This window comes from Thalassotalea crassostreae, assembly GCF_001831495.1.
Classification (GTDB): domain Bacteria; phylum Pseudomonadota; class Gammaproteobacteria; order Enterobacterales; family Alteromonadaceae; genus Thalassotalea_A; species Thalassotalea_A crassostreae.
This window is the reverse complement of record NZ_CP017689.1, coordinates 126,382-148,940: the sequence shown is the minus strand read 5'-3', so window position 1 is coordinate 148,940 and position 22,559 is coordinate 126,382. Positions and strand designations below refer to the sequence as shown.

The 22,559-nt window shown below is 39.8% G+C and carries 23 protein-coding genes; 20 read left to right on the top strand and 3 right to left on the bottom strand.

The features are described from left to right. The first annotated feature begins 55 nt into the window (after positions 1-55). The 12 genes from LT090_RS00690 (at position 56) to ubiB (ending at position 13,294) form a co-directional block, all read left to right on the top strand. Positions 56-1,243, top strand: a complete 1,188-nt coding sequence (locus tag LT090_RS00690) for an amino acid aminotransferase (protein WP_068546194.1) — start codon at positions 56-58, stop codon at positions 1,241-1,243. Between the two features lie 412 nt (positions 1,244-1,655). Then, a complete protein-coding gene (locus tag LT090_RS00685) occupies positions 1,656-2,579 on the top strand; it encodes an aminotransferase class IV (RefSeq protein WP_068546195.1) in 924 nt (307 codons plus the stop codon). A gap of 9 nt (positions 2,580-2,588) precedes the next feature. Further along, positions 2,589-3,344, top strand: coding sequence for a sulfotransferase-like domain-containing protein (locus tag LT090_RS00680; RefSeq protein ID WP_070795861.1), 756 nt, complete (start codon positions 2,589-2,591; stop codon positions 3,342-3,344). Positions 3,345-3,485: 141 nt separating this feature from the next. Next, positions 3,486-4,118: a guanylate kinase gene (gene gmk, locus LT090_RS00675; protein ID WP_068546196.1), complete on the top strand. Its 633-nt coding sequence runs from the start codon at positions 3,486-3,488 to the stop codon at positions 4,116-4,118. A 168-nt stretch (positions 4,119-4,286) separates the two neighbouring features. Further along, positions 4,287-4,562, top strand: coding sequence for a DNA-directed RNA polymerase subunit omega (rpoZ, locus tag LT090_RS00670; protein ID WP_068546197.1), 276 nt, complete (start codon positions 4,287-4,289; stop codon positions 4,560-4,562). A gap of 154 nt (positions 4,563-4,716) precedes the next feature. Next, positions 4,717-6,837 (top strand): bifunctional GTP diphosphokinase/guanosine-3',5'-bis pyrophosphate 3'-pyrophosphohydrolase, encoded by a 2,121-nt coding sequence (gene spoT, locus LT090_RS00665; protein ID WP_068546198.1) that lies wholly within the window; start codon positions 4,717-4,719, stop codon positions 6,835-6,837. Between the two features lie 35 nt (positions 6,838-6,872). Next, the gene (locus LT090_RS00660; protein ID WP_068546199.1) at positions 6,873-7,265 is read left to right on the top strand and encodes a RidA family protein; all 393 of its coding nucleotides are present in this window, start codon (positions 6,873-6,875) and stop codon (positions 7,263-7,265) included. Position 7,266: 1 nt separating this feature from the next. Then, complete coding sequence (gene trmH / locus LT090_RS00655; protein ID WP_068546200.1) at positions 7,267-7,977, top strand: tRNA (guanosine(18)-2'-O)-methyltransferase TrmH; 711 nt, start codon at positions 7,267-7,269, stop codon at positions 7,975-7,977. A 1-nt stretch (position 7,978) separates the two neighbouring features. Next, entirely contained in the window at positions 7,979-10,081 is a 2,103-nt protein-coding gene (recG, locus tag LT090_RS00650; protein ID WP_226996507.1) for an ATP-dependent DNA helicase RecG, read from the top strand. A 173-nt stretch (positions 10,082-10,254) separates the two neighbouring features. Continuing rightward, positions 10,255-11,010 (top strand): bifunctional demethylmenaquinone methyltransferase/2-methoxy-6-polyprenyl-1,4-benzoquinol methylase UbiE, encoded by a 756-nt coding sequence (gene ubiE / locus LT090_RS00645; protein ID WP_068546201.1) that lies wholly within the window; start codon positions 10,255-10,257, stop codon positions 11,008-11,010. 3 nt (positions 11,011-11,013) lie between these two features. Next, positions 11,014-11,649 carry a ubiquinone biosynthesis accessory factor UbiJ gene (locus LT090_RS00640; RefSeq protein ID WP_068546202.1) on the top strand — a complete coding sequence of 212 codons (636 nt, stop codon included), beginning with the start codon at positions 11,014-11,016 and terminating at the stop codon, positions 11,647-11,649. Positions 11,650-11,662: 13 nt separating this feature from the next. Beyond that, positions 11,663-13,294 carry a ubiquinone biosynthesis regulatory protein kinase UbiB gene (gene ubiB, locus LT090_RS00635; RefSeq protein WP_068546203.1) on the top strand — a complete coding sequence of 544 codons (1,632 nt, stop codon included), beginning with the start codon at positions 11,663-11,665 and terminating at the stop codon, positions 13,292-13,294. A 6-nt stretch (positions 13,295-13,300) separates the two neighbouring features. Here the strand turns inward: ubiB and LT090_RS00630 are convergent, their stop codons facing one another. Beyond that, positions 13,301-14,314: a hypothetical protein gene (locus tag LT090_RS00630; protein ID WP_068546204.1), complete on the bottom strand. Its 1,014-nt coding sequence runs from the start codon at positions 14,312-14,314 to the stop codon at positions 13,301-13,303. Positions 14,315-14,516: 202 nt separating this feature from the next. Between LT090_RS00630 and tatA the strand changes: the two genes are divergently transcribed. Genes tatA through LT090_RS00590 form a run of 7 tightly spaced genes read left to right on the top strand, consistent with a single transcriptional unit; the run spans position 14,517 to position 19,065 of the window. After that, on the top strand, positions 14,517-14,753 hold the full coding sequence (gene tatA, locus LT090_RS00625) for a twin-arginine translocase TatA/TatE family subunit (RefSeq protein WP_068546205.1): 237 nt from the start codon (positions 14,517-14,519) through the stop codon (positions 14,751-14,753). A gap of 3 nt (positions 14,754-14,756) precedes the next feature. After that, complete coding sequence (gene tatB, locus LT090_RS00620) at positions 14,757-15,107, top strand: Sec-independent protein translocase protein TatB (protein ID WP_068546206.1); 351 nt, start codon at positions 14,757-14,759, stop codon at positions 15,105-15,107. After that, on the top strand, positions 15,097-15,864 hold the full coding sequence (tatC, locus tag LT090_RS00615; RefSeq protein WP_068546293.1) for a twin-arginine translocase subunit TatC: 768 nt from the start codon (positions 15,097-15,099) through the stop codon (positions 15,862-15,864). The genes tatB and tatC overlap by 11 nt, the downstream gene beginning before the upstream one ends. Next, positions 15,857-16,393, top strand: a complete 537-nt coding sequence (locus LT090_RS00610) for a hypothetical protein (RefSeq protein WP_068546207.1) — start codon at positions 15,857-15,859, stop codon at positions 16,391-16,393. The genes tatC and LT090_RS00610 overlap by 8 nt, the downstream gene beginning before the upstream one ends. Next, complete coding sequence (locus tag LT090_RS00605; RefSeq protein ID WP_068546208.1) at positions 16,394-17,188, top strand: TatD family hydrolase; 795 nt, start codon at positions 16,394-16,396, stop codon at positions 17,186-17,188. Positions 17,189-17,196: 8 nt separating this feature from the next. Further along, positions 17,197-18,213, top strand: coding sequence for a porphobilinogen synthase (gene hemB, locus LT090_RS00600; protein ID WP_068546209.1), 1,017 nt, complete (start codon positions 17,197-17,199; stop codon positions 18,211-18,213). A gap of 6 nt (positions 18,214-18,219) precedes the next feature. Next, on the top strand, positions 18,220-19,065 hold the full coding sequence (locus LT090_RS00590; RefSeq protein ID WP_068546210.1) for a DMT family transporter: 846 nt from the start codon (positions 18,220-18,222) through the stop codon (positions 19,063-19,065). An 11-nt stretch (positions 19,066-19,076) separates the two neighbouring features. On the opposite strand, the gene LT090_RS00585 is transcribed toward LT090_RS00590, so the two are convergent. Both LT090_RS00585 and rhlB read right to left on the bottom strand, forming a co-directional pair. After that, positions 19,077-20,588, bottom strand: coding sequence for a Ppx/GppA phosphatase family protein (locus LT090_RS00585; protein ID WP_068546211.1), 1,512 nt, complete (start codon positions 20,586-20,588; stop codon positions 19,077-19,079). 9 nt (positions 20,589-20,597) lie between these two features. Further along, positions 20,598-21,890, bottom strand: a complete 1,293-nt coding sequence (gene rhlB, locus LT090_RS00580) for an ATP-dependent RNA helicase RhlB (RefSeq protein ID WP_068546294.1) — start codon at positions 21,888-21,890, stop codon at positions 20,598-20,600. Between the two features lie 188 nt (positions 21,891-22,078). On the opposite strand from rhlB, the gene trxA reads away from it, so the two are divergent. Beyond that, entirely contained in the window at positions 22,079-22,405 is a 327-nt protein-coding gene (gene trxA / locus LT090_RS00575; RefSeq protein WP_068546212.1) for a thioredoxin TrxA, read from the top strand. Positions 22,406-22,559: the final 154 nt, after the last annotated feature.

The following is a 22,559-nucleotide window of genomic DNA, read 5'->3' as shown; positions in this document are numbered from 1 at the left end:
CAAATATCTTGATTCCGTACATTCAACCTGTGAAAAACTAGAAGGTCAAATCACCATGTTTGGTAATTTATCAGCGCTACCTGCCGACCCTATTTTAGGATTGTTGGCAAAATATAGAACAGACTCGAACCCTAACAAAATTGATTTAGGTGTCGGTGTTTATAAAGATGAATCTGGCGTTACGCCAATTCTTGATTGTGTAAAAGCTGCTGAGAAATTTCGTTTAGATAGTGAAGATACCAAAGTCTATATTGGCCCTACAGGTTCACCTTTATTCAATGATGAAATGAGCAAGCTTATTTTTTCAGAGCACAAAGTGCTTGAGCAAAACCGGGCTCGTACCGTTTCAACTCCAGGTGGTACTGGTGCATTGCGCGTTGGTGCAGAATTTTTAGCGTCTTGTAAGCCTGGTGCTACTATTTGGGTAAGCGACCCTACATGGGCAAATCACACTGGCCTATTTCAAGCTGCCGGATTAATCGTTAAAACATACCCGTACTACGATTATGAAAACAAATCTCTTAAATTCGAAGAAATGATGTCTACACTTGCGAGTGTTGGTAGAGATGACATTGTATTGCTACACGCATGTTGTCATAACCCAAGCGGCATGGATTTAAACCAAGAGCAATGGCAAAAAGTTGTTGCTCTAACAAAAGAGAATGGGTTTACGCCGTTTATCGATATGGCTTACCAAGGCTTTGGTGACGGTTTAGATGAAGATGCGTACGGCGTACGTTTAATGGCCGACAATGTAGAAGAGATGGTTCTAGCCTCGTCTTGTTCTAAAAACTTCGGTTTATATCGTGAACGTATTGGAGCTTGTACCATTATTGGCAAAGATACGGTAACAACTGAAATTGCTAATTCAGTGTTACTTAAAGTGGTTCGTTGTATTTACTCAATGCCACCAGCACATGGTGCTGCAATTGTTGAAACAATTTTATCAAGTGACGAATTACGCCAGCAATGGTTTGACGAATTAGCGGTAATGCGAAATCGCATTAATGGCAATCGTCAATTATTAGTCGACAACCTAAAAGCCCAAGGTGTTAACCGTGACTTTAGTTTTATAAATACCCAAAAAGGCATGTTCTCTTTCCTCGGTATTACCCCTGAACAGGTTCAACTGCTGATGGATGATTACAGTATATACATGGTTGGTTCATCACGCATGAGTATTGCTGGTATAGCTGACAGCAATGTTGAGTACTTAGCAAAGAGTATTGCTAAAGTCCTGTAACAAAGAGTGCAAAATAATTCATAAAAAACTCAGTTTTACTGAGTTTTTTTATATCTACAATAAAAAATTACAAATATTATCAACTCATAAAAACCGTTAAGCCATTGTATTTATTAAAATTATATCATTACTAAATAATAATTTGAGGAATATTTAAGCGCTTATAAATTGTTTGTGAAATTATGTTGATATATCTTTCCCGTCACAAGGTTAACTCCCTTCAATTAAAAGTCCCAACCAAAACCTTTTAATTGGCTGTATTCAAATACAGCAAATCTGTCTTTAGGCCACTTAGCTATTAAGTGGCCTTTTCTTTTTCTAACGCTCTGAAAAAATCTCCGCTACAAATTTATTGCTGACAATAGAAATAACGGCTAAATTAAATTTAACAAAAATTTAACCTGGAAAATTTATGAGCCAAGGCAGTCACCACACCAATAATGATGAACGAAATCGTGATATCAAAATTAATATTAATGGTGAGCTATTCCACCGTGATGAAGCGAAGATATCGGTCTTCGACTCCGGTTTTATTCTAGGTGATGGTGTATGGGAGGGCCTACGCTTACACCATGGTAAGTTACCCTTTATTAATCAACATATGCGCCGACTATGGGAAGGTGCAAAAGCGTTGGATATGGATCTCGATATCAGCCCGCAACAGCTCATCGACCGGATTTTGGCAACCTGTAAAGCAAATAATATGGAAGATCACGTCCATATTCGCCTCATGGTAACCCGTGGCGTAAAGTCAACACCGTACCAAGATCCTCGCGTAACTATCACTCCGCCAACTATTGTGATAATTCCAGAATATAAAGTTCCATCACCTGACACAGCAGATAGAGGTTTAGATCTCTATACAGTTTACGTGCGCCGCGGTGCGCCGGACGTACAAGACCAAAAACTGAATACCCATTCTAAGTTAAATTGTATTTTCGGTTGCATACAAGCGACAAAAGCGGGTGCTGATGAAGCATTAATGCTTGATCCACACGGTTTCGTTTCTACATGTAACTCTACTCACTTCTTTATTGTTAGAGACGGTGAAGTATGGACATCTACCGGTGATTACTGCTTAACAGGGATAACTCGAGGTAATGTCATTGAGCTGTGTAAGCAAAATGACATCAAAGTTAGGCAGAAAAACTTTACCTTATCAGAGGTATATGGTGCAGATGAAGCATTCGTTACAGGCACCTTTGCCGGTGTGACTCCAGTCAAGTCAATCGATGGCCGCAATATTGGTGATTATCCGCAAAGACAAGGTAAAGGTGAAATGGTTGCGCGTTTACAACAATTGTATTTATCGTTGATTGCAAAAGAATGCGACTAAGGTTTTTGCATGAACGATATAACGACAACAAGAATTGCGATGTGGTCTGGCCCGCGAAATATTTCAACGGCGATGATGCGAAGTTTTGAGAATAGAACCGATAGTGCCGTGGTTGATGAACCTTTTTATGCCTATTATCTAGCGCAGACCAAACTTAAGCATCCTATGTACCAACAGATCCTCGCAAGTCAATCAAATCGTTGGCAAGATGTCGTAGAACAATTGTTAACCGATCATGAAATAGAAAATAACGGCCGCGAAGTGTTTTATCAAAAGCATATGACCCACCATATGCTGAAAGATATCGACCTAGATTGGACTAATCACCTCAAGCATTGCTTTCTAATTAGAAACCCTTTGTATGTCATAAACTCCTATGTCAAGAAAATGCCAAGTGTTAATAACGATGACATTGGCATTGTGCGTCAATATGAGCTTTATCAACAACTGTGTGAAATTACTCAATCTGACATACCGATTATCGATAGTAAGGATGTATTAGAAAATCCAGAAAGTGTGTTAAGTCAATTGTGCCAACAACTGGATATTCCATTTGAACAACGTATGCTGTCTTGGCCTAAGGGCAGACGCGACAGCGATGGCGTATGGAGCAGTCATTGGTACCAAAATGTAGAAAATTCGGAACGTTTTGGCGAATTTATAGAGCCGGTAATTCAACTTACCGACCAACAAAAAGCACTTGCCGATGAAAATGATAAATATTATCAAGCGTTATACAGTAAACGAATAAAACCAGAAAGTTGATATAAACCTCTCGAGGTTAAAAATTATTGTTAGTGTAACAGCTAAACTTACGCTAAAATTACGTTTTTATTGTCTTAGATGACTAGCTCTTAAATGACTGTGTCTTAGATAAATGAGTTTTAACTGTAATTTGGAGTTTACGTGATTGTTCCTGGTAATTTATTTATTTTAGCCGCGCCATCGGGAGCCGGTAAATCAAGCTTAATCAAAGGCCTGCTAGCGCAAAATAATGACAGAAGGTTACAAGTTTCAGTATCACATACCACACGAGCGCCACGTCCTGGTGAAATCGATGGCGAACACTACCACTTTGTCAGCGTGAATAAATTCAAAGAGTTAATTAAACAAGGTGCGTTTTATGAATGGGCCGAAGTATTTGGCAATTATTACGGTACTTCTGAAAGCGCAATAGATGATCAATTAGCACAAGGAATTGATGTCTTCCTTGATATCGACTGGCAAGGTGCACAGCAAGTCAGACTGAAGAAACCTCAAGTCACCACTATTTTTATTTGTCCGCCTAGTAAGGCTGAATTGGAAAAACGTTTGGTCGGCCGCGGTCAAGATAGTGAAGAAGTGATTGCCCAGCGCATGAACGAGGCAGTTTCAGAATGTTCCCATTATCAAGAGTTTGATTACATTGTCGTTAACGACGATTTTGACTCCGCGTTAAATGACTTAAACGTTATTGTCAGCAACCAACGATTGAAACAATCGCAACAGGCAATAAAGCATCAGTCCTTGTTTAGTGATTTACTTGATGTTAACAACTAACCAATAAAATCAAGAAACCTAAGTGAAAAGCTCGGCAAGCGTTCAAGTAAGCATTAGGAAAGATAAATTTTTTCTAGCATAAAGTTTGCGCATTTAGTAAACTATGCAGCTTGATGCCGATTCTTAAAGAATTGGAAAATAAATTTATTGTTCTATTGGAGTAGTTACATGGCTCGCGTTACTGTTGAAGATGCAGTTGAAAAAATTGGTAATCGTTTTGACTTAGTATTAGTTGCATCACGTCGTGCACGTCAAATCGCCACTGGTGGTAAAGAAGCATTAGTTGATATTGAAAATGATAAACCAACGGTTTTAGCGCTACGTGAAATCGAACAAGACCTAATCACTGAAGAAATCATGGACAATGCAGAACGTCAGCATCAAGTTCAACAAGATTCAGCTGAATTAGCTGCAGTTGCTGCGATTGTTGGCAACCAACTTTAAGTTCTAAATCACTTAAATTATCGAATAAAAGAGAAAGCCAATGGTTCTGCCATTGGCTTTCTTTTCATTTCAAAGTATCCTTATCTTTAAGCAACATAAAATAACAGTGTGTTAAAGTTATTCACCTTAAAATAATCAAGTTTGGAGCCGTTAGGTGTATCTTTTTGAACCATTAAAAAAACAAGCTGAAACTTATCTGTCGAAAGAGCACATAGACTTGCTTAAGCATGCCTATCAAGTTGCCTTTGATGCTCACGATGGACAAATGCGTTCAAGTGGTGACCCTTATATTACTCACCCTGTTGCGGTTGCCCGTAATTTGGCTGATATGCACCTTGATCATGAAACGTTGATGGCGGCGCTATTACATGACGTCATTGAAGATACCGAAGTTACAGGCGATGAACTTGCCGAGCTATTTGGTAGTACAGTGGCCGAATTAGTTGAAGGTGTCAGTAAATTAGATAAATTAAGCTTTAGTAACAAGCAAGAAGCACAAGCAGAAAATTTCCGTAAAATGATCATGGCGATGGTTCAAGATATACGGGTAATATTGATTAAACTTGCTGACCGTACTCATAATATGCGGACGCTTGGTTCATTAAGGCCTGATAAACGTCGACGTATCGCCCGTGAGACTCTCGAAATTTACGCTCCAATTGCCAACCGCCTAGGTATTCACGGCATTAAGAATGAACTTGAGTTATTAGGTTTCCAAGGCCTATACCCTATGCGCCACAGAGCGCTTAGTGAAGCAGTAAAGCAAGCTCGTGGGAATCGAAAAGAAATCATCGATAACATCAAAGAAGAAATAGAAACTCGTCTAGCAGAAAGTGGTATTAAAGCCATAGTTGTTGGCCGCGAAAAGCACCTGTATTCAATTTATCGAAAAATGTTAAACAAAGAATTAATGTTTAACGAAGTTATGGATATTTACGCATTTCGAATTATTGTTGAAGAACAATATGATGCCTGTTATCGAGCGTTAGGTGCTGTACATAACTTATTCAAACCGATAGAAACTCGTTTTAAAGATTACATAGCGATTCCAAAATCGAACGGTTATCAATCTCTCCACACTTCTCTTATTGGTCCTCATGGTATTCCGATTGAAATTCAAATTCGAACCCAAGAAATGGACCAAATGGCCGATAAAGGCGTTGCCGCTCATTGGGTTTATAAACAAAAAGGCGAAGATGTAGTCGGCTCTACCGCACAGGTGCGTGCGCGTAAATGGATGCAATCGCTAATCGAATTACAACAAAGTGCGGGTAGCTCATTTGAGTTTATCGAAAATGTAAAAACAGATTTATTTCCGGAAGAAATCTACGTATTTACGCCTGAAGGTAAGATCATTGAATTACCAATTGGTGCAACGGCTGTAGATTTTGCATATGCCGTGCATACCGACGTAGGTAATGCCTGTGTTGGTGCGAAAGTAGAGCGTAAACCTTACCCATTAAGACAACCTCTGCTTTCTGGACAAACAATCGAAGTGATCACATCACAAGGTGCAAGACCAAACGCTACTTGGTTAAACTTTGCAGTTACAGCGAAAGCTCGATTACAAATACGTAATTATCTGCGCACAATGGAAGAAAATGAATCACTTAATCTTGGTAAACGATTATTAGTACATGCGCTTGGCCAACATAAGCTCGAAGATATTAGCAGCGAACGTATTCAAGAAGTTGTGGTTGAAACCGGTTATCAATCTCTTGATGAATTACTAGTCAATATAGGTTTAGGTAATGCGCTGAGTATCGGTGTTGCAAGACGATTAACTGGTGAGTTTACCAGTGATGATGATGAGCAAAACAGCTATGGAAAAGCGAAGATGCCAATCAAAGGTTCTGAGGGCATGTTAGTTACTTATGGCAAATGTTGTCACCCAATTCCTGGGGATGATATTGTCGCTTATATTAGTTCTGGCAAAGGCCTGATGGTTCACCAAGATGGTTGTCGTAACATTAGTGGTCGTGAAAAAGAACTTGGTAAGTTCTTCCCGGTAAAATGGGACAACGACATTGATAAAGAATTTGTTGCCGCAATGCGTGTCGAAATTATTAATCATCAAGGGGTATTAGCGAAATTAACTTCGGTAATATCACAGTGTGATTCTAATATTCGTTCATTGAATTCTGAAGAGAAGGATTCAAATTTATACTTAGTGAGTTTAGAGCTTACTTGTCGCGACCGGATACATATTGCCAACATCATCCGTAAATTGAAGATTATGCCAGACGTTCAAAAAGTAGTGAGAACGCGTAAGTAATATTGGCCCAAATTTTAAGAGAAAACTAAGACGAAATTATGAAAACAGTTATCAGCACAGATAAAGCACCGAGTGCAATCGGCACTTATTCACAAGCGACCAAAGTAGGTACCACGGTTTATTTATCGGGACAAATACCTCTGATCCCAGAGACGATGGAAGTGATATCGTCTGATTTTGCTGAACAAGCAGAGCAAGTATTCAAAAATTTGGTTGCTGTTTGTGAAGCCGCTGGTGGCAGTATTAATGACATGGTGAAAGTAAATATCTTTATGACAGATCTAGCCAATTTCGCCACCGTAAATGAAATCATGAGTCGTTACTTTGAAACGCCGTACCCAGCGCGTGCAGCAATAGGCGTTAGCCAATTACCGAAAGGCGTTGATATTGAAATTGACGGTATTTTAGAACTGCCAAGCGTAAATTAATATGACACCTGAAAGACATCAGCGCATTCTCGAAATGCTTAACAAAAGACAAGTCGATTTAACCGTTTGCATGGAAGGGGTGCACAAACCTCATAATCTCGCGGCTGTTGTTCGTACCTGTGATGCCATCGGTGTTAGTGATGTTCACGCAGTTTGGAAAAATGAGCGCATGCGTGTCGGTGCAAGCAGCGCTGTTGGCTCTCATAACTGGGTTGACGTTCATAGTTATGACAACACCAAAGACGCGATCACTCGATTGAAAGAACAAGGTATGCAAGTACTAGTCACCAATTTAAGTGATACTGCCGTGGATTTTCGCGAGATTGATTACACTAAGCCTACAGCCATTATTCTTGGCCAAGAAAAATTTGGTGCTTCCGATGAAGCTTTAGCAATGGCCGATCAAGATATCGTTATTCCTATGGTCGGTATGGTGCAATCATTAAATGTTTCTGTAGCCTGTGCGGTGACTCTTTACGAAGCTCAGCGTCAACGTCAGTTAGCAGGTATGTATGACAGTCCTTCTGAAGTCACTGCGGAACATCGTAATCGCGTATTATTTGAAGGTGGACACCCAATATTTGCAAAAGCCTGTCAACGCAAAGGACTACCTTATCCACAAATCGATGATGATGGCGAAATTGTTGCCGATGACGATTGGTGGAAAAAAATGCAAATGAACAAAGAAGCTTGGGCAGACATCGACGAGTAGTATGACTATGGCATCACGCGAAGGACTGCATACTTTAGCGAGCACACCGGTAACTGTGCTTAAAGGCGTCGGTCCTGGCATTGCCAAAAAGCTAGAAAAACTCGGCCTTTATACATTACAAGATGTGGTCTTCCACCTACCCCTAAGATACGAAGACCGCACTCGAGTCTATGCCATCAGAGACTTGATGCCAGGCCTTCATACAAGTGTCATCGGTGAAGTCGTCGATAGCCAAATTAGTCTTGGTCGGCGACGAATGTTACTGGTTCGCATTAGTGACGGTTATAGTGAGCTTACCTTACGTTTTTTCCATTTTAGTGCTGCCCAAAAAAATAACCTTAGTCGTGGTACTCGCATTCGCTGTTTTGGCGAAATTCAGCGTGGCGCGCGTGGCTTTGAAATTATTCATCCAGAATACAAAAAAATAGATGACAGTACTGATGCACCTCAAGTAGAAGAAACATTAACACCGGTCTACCCAGCGACCGACGGCCTTAGGCAAATCAGTATTCGTAATATTTGCGATCAAGCACTGCTCAGACTTGAACGAGGGAAAGTCGAAGATCTTCTTCCTGATAGATTTTTCGCTGAAAACATATCACTTACCGACGCATTACTGACAATTCATCGCCCACCGCCAGAAGTGAGTATTGAAATGATTGAGCAAGGTAGACACCCTGCTCAGCTCCGTTTGATTAAAGAAGAATTGTTGGCTCACAACTTGAGCATGCTGAAGCTCAGACAATCTAGTGATAAGCACCCAGCGATACCACTGCACATCAAAGAAGACTTAGAGCAATCATTTTTAAAGTCGTTACCATTTTCGCCAACAGGGGCACAACAACGAGTCGTCAATGAGCTGCGTAGTGATTTAGCTAAAGATTTACCTATGATGCGCTTGGTACAAGGTGATGTTGGCTCTGGTAAAACCTTAGTCGCAGCACTTTCCGCACTTACCGCTATAGGTCAAGGCTATCAAGTAGCTTTAATGGCACCAACTGAAATATTGGCGGAGCAGCACGCAATAAATTTTGCCAATTGGTTTTCCCCTCTTGGTATTCAAGTTGGTTGGCTGGCTAGTAAAAGCCCGGTGAAGGTGAAAAGGCATGCACTGAATGCGATTAGTGATGGCAGCATGCAAATGGTGATAGGCACACATGCATTGTTTCAAGAGCAAGTAGAATTTCATAACATGGCCCTGATTATTATTGATGAGCAACATCGATTCGGTGTCCATCAACGGCTGCAATTACGAGAGAAAGGTAAAATTGGTGATTGCTATCCACACCAATTAATTATGACCGCGACACCTATCCCAAGGACATTGGCGATGACTGCCTATGCCGACTTAGATACTTCAGTAATCGATGAATTGCCACCTGGCAGAACACCAATCACTACAGTGGCGATAAGCGATGCACGGCGTGATGACGTCATTGAACGAGTTAAGCTCAATTGTATGACTGAAAACCGTCAAGCTTATTGGGTATGTACGCTAATAGAAGAGTCTGAAGTGCTTGAATGTCAGGCCGCTGAAGATACTGCTGAGTATCTGCAACAACAACTTGGAGAATTAAAAGTTGGTCTCGTGCACGGGCGAATGAAAGCCGATGAGAAACAAGCGGTTATGGATGAATTTAAAGCGGGAAATATTCATTTACTGGTCGCTACAACAGTCATCGAAGTTGGCGTTGATGTACCAAACGCGAGTTTAATGATTATTGAAAACCCTGAGCGCTTAGGTTTAGCGCAATTACATCAGTTGCGCGGCCGTGTCGGTAGAGGTTCTGTCGCCTCACATTGTGTACTCATGTATAAAAGTCCGCTTTCAAAAACCGCTACAAAACGTCTAGGTGTGTTGCGCGAATCAAACGATGGCTTTTTAATTGCCCAACGCGATCTAGAAATTAGAGGCCCTGGTGAGCTCCTTGGCACACGTCAAACAGGCTTAGCCGAGCTAAAAATTGCCGATTTAGTACGAGACGGCGAACTTATTCCCGAAATCCAACAACAAGCGAGCATGCTTTGGCGTGAGCATCCAGAAAAAGCGGAAGCGCTAATAAAACGCTGGCTTGCCAATAAAGAGCAATACTCAAACGCATAGTGCTAAAATACTGGTGGCATAGTCCATTATTTCAATTAAGTGGGCTCTGACACCAGTATTTTTCTTGCTTCGAGCTTTTACTATTCATAAATCGCTAAATTACTTTACCGATAGCAGCAAAGTTAAGTACACTAGAGCCATTGAAATAATTGATTAGCATAGGCTAAACCGCAATGACTAAAGATGTAAAAGATACCACTCATTTTGGCTTTAAAACCGTTAAAACTGATGAAAAAGAAACAATGGTTGCCAGTGTTTTCCATTCTGTGGCGAAACAATATGATGTTATGAATGATTTAATGTCTTTTGGTATTCACCGCCTATGGAAACGATTCACCATAGACGCAAGTGGCGTGCGCCCTGGTAATAGTATTCTTGACTTGGCAGGCGGTACAGGCGATTTAACGGCGAAATTTTCAAAGCTAACAGGTCCAACTGGTAAAGTAATTTTAGCTGATATCAATTCATCAATGCTAAATGTTGGACGTGATAAATTGCGCGATTTAGGTATTGTTGGCAACGTCGACTATGTACAAGCCAATGCTGAAGCACTGCCGTTTGAAGACAACAGTTTTGACATTGTGACCATTGCTTTTGGTTTACGCAATGTAACCGATAAAGATAAGGCGTTAGCGTCAATTTACCGTGTATTAAAACCCGGCGGACGCTTATTAGTACTGGAATTTAGCAAGCCAGAACACGACTTAGTGAACAAAGCTTACGATTTCTATTCGTTCAACATCCTGCCTAAAATGGGCGAACTTGTTGCTAAAGATGGTGAAAGTTACCAATATCTTGCTGAATCAATTCGTATGCACCCTGATCAAGAAACGTTAAAGTCAATGATGGAAAATGTTGGCTTTGAGCAAACCAAATATCACAACTTAACCGGTGGAATAGTTGCTCTACATAAGGGTTATAAGTTTTAATCTATGATTGAACAGCTAATGCCTAAACAAGCGTTTTGCGCGTTGATTGAGCTCATTGCCAATAAAGCATTGAGCTCACATCAGTCCAGTTTGACTAACCAAGACCAGAATCTATTAGCCTGTGTCGAACAAAAATCGCTGACATTACTGATCAATGAATTCGAATTTCCATTAACTATTCTTGCTGATAACGGCAAACTAAATATTATCGCCAGTAAGCTTTCTACTGACTGCGTGATTCAGACAAGTTTGAAAGCGTTGCCTAAGTTAAAGCAGGGTGATCAAATTACCGCGCTGATAAAATCAGGTGAGCTCGATATCGTTGGTGATGTAAAAATTGCACAACAATTTGCTAGCGTAGCCGAATCACTCGATATCGATTGGCAGCAACAACTCGCTTTGCGAATTGGCGATGTGCCGGCTTTTAAAGTCAGTAAACTAGGTAAACTAATAGCTAACAAAATTAAGTTTGCCACAGAACAAATTCAATTAGATAGTAGCGAGTATCTTTTGCATGAGAAGCAATTATTGGTGACCGGTTCTAAAATTAATAAATTTAATCAACAAGTTGCGCAACTCGAACAAGACGTCGATACTTTAACGCAAGATGTTGAAAAACTAGTACTTAAACTAAGTTAACAAAGAGAAATTTGTGCGCAGTAGACGATTATATCAAATAGTAAAAACATTCCTTAATTATGGACTAGACGAGCTACTGCCAAAAGAAAAAACACCTTTTGCAGCTAAACTCGCACGCCATAGTCTATTTTGGATTAGGAACAAGCATAAAGACAAACCTGTTGAACTTCGTTTTCGTCTAGCCATAGAATCTCTTGGCCCAGTTTTTATTAAATTTGGACAAATGCTTTCAACTCGTCGAGATCTTTTACCAAAAGAAATGGCAAATGAACTCGCGCATTTACAAGACCGTGTAGAGCCTTTTGATGGCGAAAAAGCAAAAGCATTGATCATTGCTGCCATTGGTGAAGAAAAATTTGCTCAATATTTTGATGATTTTGATGTTGAACCTCTAGCAAGCGCGTCTATCGCTCAGGTGCACGCCGCTACTCTTGTTGAAGAGGCTGAGCAAGCAAAGCAAGTGGTAGTAAAAGTAATTCGTCCTAACATCGAAAAAACCATTAAAGCCGATATCAAAGTTATGCAAGCATTTGCTCGCTTGGTCGATCGCTTTTATAGTGAAGGCAAACGATTACGCCCAATCGAAGTAGTAGATGAATATCGAAAAACCATTATAGATGAACTCGATTTGCTTCGCGAAGCCGCTAACGCAATTCAACTAGGTCGTAACTTTGCCGATGATAAAGTACTGCATGTACCGGAAGTTTATAGCGAGTATTGCCATAAAAATGTCATGGTTATGGAGCGTATTTATGGCATTGGTGTTGGCGAAGTAGATAGCTTAGAACAGAAAAACGTCAATATGAAGTTGCTGGCTGAGCGCGGTGTAGAAGTGTTTTTCACCCAGGTATTCAGAGATAGCTTCTTTCATGCCGATATGCATCCAGGTAATGTATTTGTTGATGCCACTAATCCCGACGACCCAACGTGGATAGCCATTGATTGTGGTATTGTTGGTACATTGAACAAAGAAGATAAGCGATACCTAGCAGAAAATTTTGTCGCTTTTTTTAACCGTGATTATCATAAAGTCGCACAGCTTCATGTCGATTCTGGCTGGGTACCGCACAATACCAATGTTGATGAATTTGAATTTGCGATTCGCACTGTCTGTGAGCCAATTTTTGCTAAACCACTGGCTGAAATATCTTTTGGCCAAGTGTTAGTAAACTTATTTAATACCGCACGCCGTTTTAATATGGAAGTTCAACCGCAGTTAGTTTTATTGCAAAAAACCTTGCTTTACATCGAAGGTTTAGGTCGTCAGTTATATCCGCAGTTAGATTTATGGCAAACTGCTAAGCCATTTTTGGAAGATTGGGTTAAACAGCAAATGGGACCAAAAGCTTTGTTTAATTCAATCAAAGAAAATTTGCCATTTTGGGGTGAAAAATTGCCAGAGCTACCAGACCTCATATACGATTACCTGAAAACAGGTAAAGAATCTGCAATCGAACAACAAAAACTACTTGTCGCAATGCAGCAGCAACAAATCGCTCAACAAGTTAAACTCAAATATAGCATCGCTGCCTCAGCACTATTTGTCGGCTCTACAATATTAATTGTAGATCAGCAGGTAGGCTTATCATTGGTAGCTTTTTTTGCGAGTATCGGCTGCGCTATTTTAGCGCTTAAAAAGAACTAGCAAGTTTTAATTGCGTTGGAAGTAGCCTTCGACTCTCAGCGCAATACCTGGCGTAGCTTTATAATCTTCTTCTTCCGGCCATTCAACAAATGGCTCAGCTTCAAAAAATAACCAATTTCGATAGGCATTAACTCGATAACGAAAACTTAAGGTATAGCTGTCGATAAGAAAGCCTCGTTCTCCTTTGCTTTCGCCACGTACCACCAACCCTAAAGACGTTGCCCGAAACCTATCTAGGCGATGCAAATGATAAAGGCCACTGCGCCAGCGTTGTCCTGTATAAGCCTCTGAGTTACGCCAACTAATATTAGTCTTAAACTGTTTATCTGCAGCGTAATTGTAATCGTATTCCAAAAGTACGCGAGAGCCAAAGCCATCATCAATGTAGTAAAATATCGAAGGATAAAATTTAACTCGATGATTAGTTCCGACGTCAGACGTAAGTTTTACTCTCACCTTAGAAAAGATATCACCGCCAGAAATACCAATCCTGCTATCCACGTACTCTTCAATTTGGTCCAAATTAATAAATCGAATAGCGGCAGTAAAAGAATCCCCATCTTCACCATTAGTCAGTGATTTATCATTATCAAATTGTTGTTCAACGTTATCGTCATCGACTTCATCACTAAACATTAAGTCTGCTCTATCCGCTAAATAAGGCAACTTAATTCGGACTCTGAACTTTTGACTAAACACATCAAGATCTCTTGCTCTGGGCTCCCAACCAAGACGTATTCTCGCTAATGATTCAGGGCTGAGGTCTTCACCATCTTCGGTAGCAAAAAAACTATCAAACCATTTTGCCGTGCCAAATACAGAATCACTTATCACATCATGAAACCCGAAAAGCCAATCATCTTCTGGATTTGGGTGAATAATAATAGTTTCATTTACATCCTCAATATAGGCTTCTTCTGGCTGCTCTTCAGCAACGGCAGAACCTATGTATATGATTAGAAAAATAAACCATTGAATGAATCGCAAGGCGAATACTCCGATAAAACTACAAGTTATCATAACCTTAGATATCTTAAGGTGACTATTTTAACTTTAGGTGGAAACTAACCCCTTGTCATCCTTAATTAAATAAAGAAAACGACCAAATTTACGATTAAATCATCAGAATGTTAATTTTACTTTTCTCGATAGTAATAAATTGCTATAAAAACGGTGACACTATACTTATAATGGAAAACATTAAATTACTAAGGATATTTATATGTTTGGAATCAGTCCTGCACAACTAATTATTATATTGGTTATTGTTCTACTTCTTTTTGGTACAAAAAAATTACGCAATCTAGGCGGTGATTTAGGTTCGGCAATTAAAGGCTTTAAAAAAGCGGTAAGTGAAGATAACAACGACGAAAAAAAATCAGACGAGACTGAAAAATTAGACGCCAAAGCAACTGCTGAAAAGTCTGCTTCAACTGAAAAAGAAAAAGATCAGGCGTAAACGATGTTTGATATTGGTTTCTGGGAAATAACGCTAATCAGCGTGCTTGGTTTAGTCGTACTAGGTCCAGAGCGATTGCCAACTGCGATTAAAACTGTAGGCGGTTGGTTTCGCAATATAAAGCAATTTAGTGCTAGCGTGCAAACCGAGTTTAAAGAAGAGTTGCGAATTCATGAATTGCACAACAATCTGAAAAAAGCAGAGCAACAAGGTTTAGATAATTTGCCTGATGACCTACAAAAATCCGTTGATAGTTTAAAAGCTGCCGCCGACTCTGTTAATCGTCCCTATGCCAAAGACAAACAGCCAACTATAGGTTCAGAAACGAGTGATGGATCAAACCATGACAAGTGATCACTCTACCGGTTCTTCATTATTTGAACACCTTCTTGAGCTAAGAACTCGATTACTATCAATGGTCTTGAGTGTATTACTGATATTTATCAGCTTGGCTTATTTTGCTCAAGACATATACCAATATCTAGCAAAACCGCTACTTGCGGTAATGCCTGATGGTTCAAATATGATTGCTACAGATGTAGCATCACCATTTTTTGCTCCATTTAAGTTGACCTTAGTAGTATCTATCTTTTTGGCTATGCCATTTATTTTGTTCCAGATTTGGCGTTTTATCGCTCCTGGGCTTTATAAAAACGAAAAACGTTTAGTTGCACCACTTATGGCTGGTTCAACATTATTATTTTACGGTGGAATTGCATTCGCTTATTTCGTTGTATTTCCATTAGCATTCGACTTTTTTAGTAAATTTGCGCCCGAAGGCGTAACAATTGCCACTGATATTTCGAGCTATTTAGACTTTGTACTTAAGTTATTTTTTGCCTTCGGCATTGCGTTTGAGATCCCTATCGCAATCATCTTAATGTGTTGGACTGGATTCACAACACCGGCAAAATTAAAAGAAAAGCGCCCTTACGTTATTGTGGGCGTCTTCGTTATTGGTATGTTACTAACACCACCTGATGTTATTTCTCAAACCTTACTTGCGATCCCAATGTGGATACTGTTTGAGCTTGGCGTAATATTGGCATCTTTTTATAATGCTGAATCAAAGAAAATCAAAGAAGAAAAAGAGCGCATCGAAAATGAATAAATTAATCGCATTATTATTAGTTAGCTTTTTTTCAACTCATGCTTTTGCAACCACTATCCAAGAATGTGCTGCGATTGATGAAGATAAACAACGCTTAAGTTGTTATGACGACATGGCTAAAGCCATAGTTGAAACTGATACTAACAAAGAAAGAACTTCAGAGGTTAAACCTCTAATTTTATCATCTGCGCCAGTAGAAGATGAGATAATCAATCAACCGGTACTACCGACAGTAAAAGAGAAAAGCGAAGAAGAGCAAGTTCAACAGGTAGAAGCTAACTTTGGTTTAAAACAGAAAAAAGTCAAAACTATTGAAGAGACACACTTAATCATCAAGAGTTCGAAATTATCTAAGCATGGTAAGTGGACTATTAAATTCGAAAATGGCCAAATATGGACAACTCTGTCTTCAGAAAGAATGAAGTTCAAAGTTGGTCAGAAAGTAAAAATTAGCCGCGGAGTTTTTAATTCCTTTATTTTATCGGTGGAAAACCAAAATCGCACAGTAAAAGTAAAACGCATAAAATAAATGAGCGATTACTTAACCGACATTGGCGTTAATTTAACTTCATCACGTTTTGACAAAGATCGTCAACAAGTAATAGAAAATGCGCGTCGCGAAAATGTCGGCCCACTGTTAGTTACAGGTACTAATGTAAAAGAAAGTGAAGCAGCATTGGCGCTGTGTAAACAATATGAGCAATTATATTGTACCGCCGGTGTTCATCCTCACGACGCAGATAATGTGAACTGTGATTACATTGAACAATTACGAGCATTTGCAAGTCATCATTATGTCAAAGCCATCGGTGAATGTGGCCTAGATTTTAACCGGAATTTTTCAACGGTTGAGAATCAACAGCAAGTATTTGCCGAGCAATTACAGCTTGCTGATGAGCTTAAAATGCCTGTTTTCCTTCATCAACGTGATGCTTTCAATCACTGGAAAGATATTTTGCAACAACAGTTTGGCTCTCAAATATATGGTGTAAGCCACTGTTTCACAGGTAACTTATCTGAATTAAAGTGTTGTTTAGATATGGGACTTTTCATTGGTATTACCGGCTGGATATGTGACGAGCGTCGAGGCCAAGAACTATATGATATAGCAAAATACATACCTCTTGATCGAATTTTGATCGAGACCGATGCGCCTTATTTAACACCGCGTAATATTCGACCACGCCCTAAGAGCAGTCGTAATGAACCAAAATTTTTGCCCTATGTTGCAAGTACACTAGCGCAAGCAATGAACATAGAGCAGAAACAATTAATTATACACAGTAGTGACAATGCAAAGCAGCTTTTTGGTTTTGCAGATTAGGAGAGATCATGACTAATACAAATCAATTTGGCCAATACCCGGCGCGACGCATGCGACGCATGCGCAAAGATGACTTTTCGCGCCGACTGATGGCCGAGAATCAATTAACGGTTAATGACTTAATTTATCCGGTATTTGTATTAGAAGGCGAACAGCAGCGAGAAGCGATTGCTTCTATGCCAGGTGTAGAACGTAAAAGTATCGATCTGTTACTAGAAGAAGCTAAGGAATTAGTTGAACTCGGGATCCCCGCCGTTGCATTATTTCCAGTAACGCCTGCCAGTCAAAAATCTTTACTCGCTGAAGAAGCATATAACGATGATGGTTTAGCACAACGAGCAGTAAGAGCGTTAAAGGAAGCTTTTCCTGAGCTAGGTGTGATTACCGATGTCGCGCTTGATCCGTTTACTACACACGGTCAGGACGGCATTATCGACGAAGAAGGCTATGTCCTTAATGAAGTCACCAAAGAAATATTAGTAAAGCAAGCGCTGTCCCATGCTCGTGCTGGTGCAGATGTCGTCGCACCGTCAGATATGATGGATGGTCGAGTCGGCGCAATCCGCGAAGAATTAGAAAATCAGGGGTTTGTTAATACTCGTATCCTTGCTTATTCAGCAAAGTATGCGTCGAACTATTACGGACCATTTAGAGATGCGGTCGGCTCTGCTGGTAACATTAAAGGTGGTAACAAGTATTCATATCAGATGGACCCTGCAAATTCTGATGAAGCACTGCATGAAATCGCTCAAGATATTGCCGAAGGTGCGGATATGGTTATGGTAAAACCTGGTATGCCATACCTTGATATCGTCCGCCGTGTTAAAGATAATTTTCAAGTACCAACCTACGCTTATCAAGTGAGTGGCGAATATGCTATGCATATGGCGGCAATTCAAAATGGATGGTTGGCTGAAAAGCCATGTGTTATGGAAGGGCTTCTTGCATTTAAACGAGCTGGTGCCGATGGTATTTTAACCTACTTTGCTAAACAAGTTGCTCGTTGGTTAAAGCAAGATCAGTAACTATCTTTGCTAACAAAACACTCTAATTTACTGGCATTGCACGGGGCAATTGTTTTATTTGCCCTTTGCGCCCTATTTGCCAAATGGTTGTCCTTGCCTGCAACAATCATTGTTTTTGGCCGTACCATTTTTGCAGTTATATCAATCTTAATTTTTTGCTTATTGATCAAGCATTCTTTAAGAGTCGCTAAACCATTATTAGTTAAGCTATTGTTCAATGGTGCTCTGCTCGCGTTTCATTGGTGGAGCTTTTTTTATAGCATTCAGTTAAGTACCGTAACTCTCGGTCTATTGGCCTTTGCGACGTACCCAATATGGGTAGTTATAATTGATGCCGTTGTAGGTCGCACATCGTTGGATAGAACAACGCTAATGCAATTAACACTTTGCACCATCGGCGTCGCAGTTTTCCTTTCTCCCGATGTGACTAATGTAAACTTAAACGCTTTTTTCATTGGTACTTTAAGCGCATTAAGTTTTGCAGTCTTAACGCTTTATAACAAAAAACAACTCTGTTGTACGCCAGCACTGACCATCGCTTTTTATCAAAATTTATTCGCAAGTATATTGCTACTGCCATTTGTCATAGTGCTTGCAATTATACCAAATACCGAGCAATTCATTACCTTGGCATTACTCGGAGTAGTATTTACCGCATTGGCTCATATACTGTTATTGCATTCATTGAAAACGATATCAGCGGTCGTGGTAAGCATGAGTCTTTTACTAGAGCCTGTATACGGTGTTTTTGCAGCCACAGTACTATTAAATGAAGTGATGTCCACTATCTCATTTAGCGGTGCCTTACTGGTCGTCGTGGCATGTGTTTGGGCAAGCAAAAAGCAGGTGTAGATTATTATCCGTTAAGTTAACGTACTAATTAGAAGGTTAACTTCAAGCTCTTGCAAAAATTGAACTTCTTGTTTTAACTCTGCCGTTATTAACGGATGCATTTTAATGAATAGCGGCGGTAGCGACAAGGTTAAATTAGTCGCTGAAACCGTTAATTTAAATGCTGACATGACATCGTCTTGGCGTCGTTTTGAGAGAATTACAGCTAAACGTAGTATTACAATTAGATGAATCGCTTGTTTGCGTTCGGTGTAAGTTTGTTTAGCTAAGCTGGTTAAATTAAATTCGGTTTTATAGTTTGAAACTAAAGCTATTAAAAATTTTCGTTCAACATTTGAGAAGCCGGCTAAATCGGTATTATCTAAGATGTACTCGGCATGCTTTTTATTATTTTTATATTCTAATAGCAAGCCGATTTCATGCAGTGCGCAAGCAGACTGTAATAAACCTGCTAAGTCGTCTGTTAATTGCCAATCAGACTTAAGTTGTTGAACCATAATATCGGCAAGATTGGCGACTCGGTAGGCTTGACGCTCGTCAATGCTATAGCGTTCGATTAGACCCGCTAATGTTCTTTGGCGAATATTTACGTTACGCATATTAGGCAACAACTCATAGAGCACGCCTTCACGAATCGCTCCGCCAGCAAGATGAATTTCATCGACATCAAAACTAACCATAATCGCCGTTAAAATTGCTAAACCCGGAGCAAAAACAGGTCTTCGTTCAGTTTCTAAACCAATAACATTTTCTAGCTTATCGACACTTCCACAAGCAATGACTTGCTGCTCGATTAGCTTTAGGCTTTTTAAATCGATAACTTGCAGCTTGCCTTGCGCTGTTAATACTTCAGCAATGGCTTGTAGCGTCCCTGAAACGCCTAAAGCAACATCCCAACCGATAGCTTTATATGACTCAACCTTATCCGATAAAATTGTCGTTGCCGCAGCAACGGCACGATCAAATGCAGCTTGGGTAAATTTACCCTCAGTAAAAAACTGGCTATTAAAGGTCACACACCCCATATCCAAAGAGCACACTTCTTTGGCGTTAAAACCACTGCCGACGATCAGCTCTGTGCTGGCACCACCAATATCAATAACTAAGCGATTGTCTGCGCTACAGGTAGTATGAGCAACACCGAGATAAATATTGTGGGCTTCTTCAATACCTGAAATTAAATTAATTTTATGTTGGAGAATTTTTTCTGCACGACCAATAAATTGATCAGCATTTTGAGCGAGGCGTAATGTTGCAGTGGCAACGATTTTAATGTTTTGAGCAGGAATATCTTGTAAACGCTCAGCAAAAAAGCTTAAACACTCCCAACCTCGTGCCATCGACTTGTCATCGAGATTGTTGTCTTTATCTAAGCCAGACGCCAAACGTACTTTGCGTTTAACTTTATCAACCACCTGGACGCTATCAGCGACCAGGCGAGTGATTAACATGTGAAAAGAGTTCGAACCTAAATCAATGACTGCGTATAAAGGTTGCGAGCAAGAAGGTTTACTTGCACTCATTAAACATTCCTATCGTTTGTGATGTGATCTCTGTTTATTGTAATTATCGTTGCGACGACCACCTTGGCCACCACGATTATTCGAATTATGACGACGCGGTTTCGGTTTCGGCTTAGGGAAATCTGTTATCAACGCGTCCGAATCATATTTACTCACTGGTAAGCTATGCTCAATATATTCTTCGATAGGCGGTAAGTTCATCGCGTAATCTTCACAAGCGAAACTGATAGCATGTCCCGACGCACCAGCACGTCCAGTACGGCCAATACGATGTACGTAATCTTCACAATCATCAGGTAAATCATAGTTAAATACATGAGTAACTGCTGGAATATGTAGACCACGAGCCGCAACATCGGTTGCCACTAAAAAATCTAAATGACCTTGAGTAAATGAATCTAGTATTTTGATTCGTTTATTTTGTGGTACATCGCCGGTTAATAAACCAACACGATGTTTATCTGCTTGCAGATGCGCATAAACACGTTCACAAACATGTTTGGTGTTGGCAAAGATAATGGCTTTATCAGGCCATTCTTCTTCAATAATGGTTTGCAGCAAATTCATTTTTTCCACATTCGATGGATAAAACAATTCTTCACTGATGCGAACATTAGTCTTTTGCTCTGGCGCCACTTCAACACTTACCGGATCATTCATATGTTCAAAAGCTAATTCTTTGACGCGGAATGATAATGTTGCTGAATAAAGCATATTTAAACGTTCATTTGCCGCTGGCATGCGACGGAACATATAACGAATATCTTTAATAAAACCTAAATCGAACATGCGATCGGCTTCATCTAGAACCACAGCATCAATATTATTTAGGTTGTAAACGCCCTGTTTAAGGTAGTCAATTAAACGGCCACAGGTGCCAATTAAAATATCTACACCATTTTCTAGGGTTTGGCGTTGACTTTCATAACCTTCGCCCCCATATACAACACCAAGACGTAAGCCAGTACTTGCAGCCATTTCTTTCGCATCGTTATGGATTTGAATCGCCAACTCACGAGTCGGCGCCATAATAATAGCTCTTGGTTGTTTGCGCTCTTTTTCAGAGCCTTCTGGTGTTGGTTTTCGCAACAACAAATCAAATGTTGCGGCTAGAAAAGCGATAGTTTTGCCTTCACCGGTTTGCGCTTGCCCAGCAATATCTTTACCGCCTAATAAAATAGGTAATGATTTAGCTTGGATTGACGTACAATGGTGAAAGCCCATGTTTTCTAAACCGGCAACCACTTTTGGTGATAGCCCTAGGTCAGAAAATTTTGTTTCGGTTAAATGTGTTTTTTTCATAGCCATTAGAATAACACCTAATGCCTAATCGATTAAGTATTATCTCGTTTAACCCAAAATATAATTGCGAATAATTTACTTATATTTAAATAAGTTATTAAATATAGCTAATTTCGCACTTGCAAAACCAACGTAGATCGATTAAAAATTGCAACTTATCGGCAAAATGCCAATTAACGGAGAAAAAAATGAGCGATAAAATTATTCAGCTTACAGATGACAGCTTCGATGCTGACGTAATTAATGCTTCAACACCAGTTTTAGTAGACTTTTGGGCAGAATGGTGTGGTCCATGTAAAATGATCGCCCCGATTCTTTCTGAAGTAGCAGAAGAATACGACGGCAAAGTAACAATTGCTAAATTAAATATTGACCAAAATGCTGGCACACCACCGAAATACGGAATCCGTGGTATCCCTACATTATTATTATTTAAAGACGGTGCAATTGCAGACACTAAAGTTGGCGCACTTTCTAAGAACCAATTAAAAGAATTCTTAGACGCTAACCTGTAATAATTATTGAAAAGGCTAACATTGGTTAGCCTTTTTCATATAAAACTCCTGTAATAGCATCTAATTTCGCTGCTAACTTTACCATTTGCGATTTTAATGCTAACTTAAACAATCATACATACCTTATTCAAATTCTTTTCGTTCTGTTGCGGCA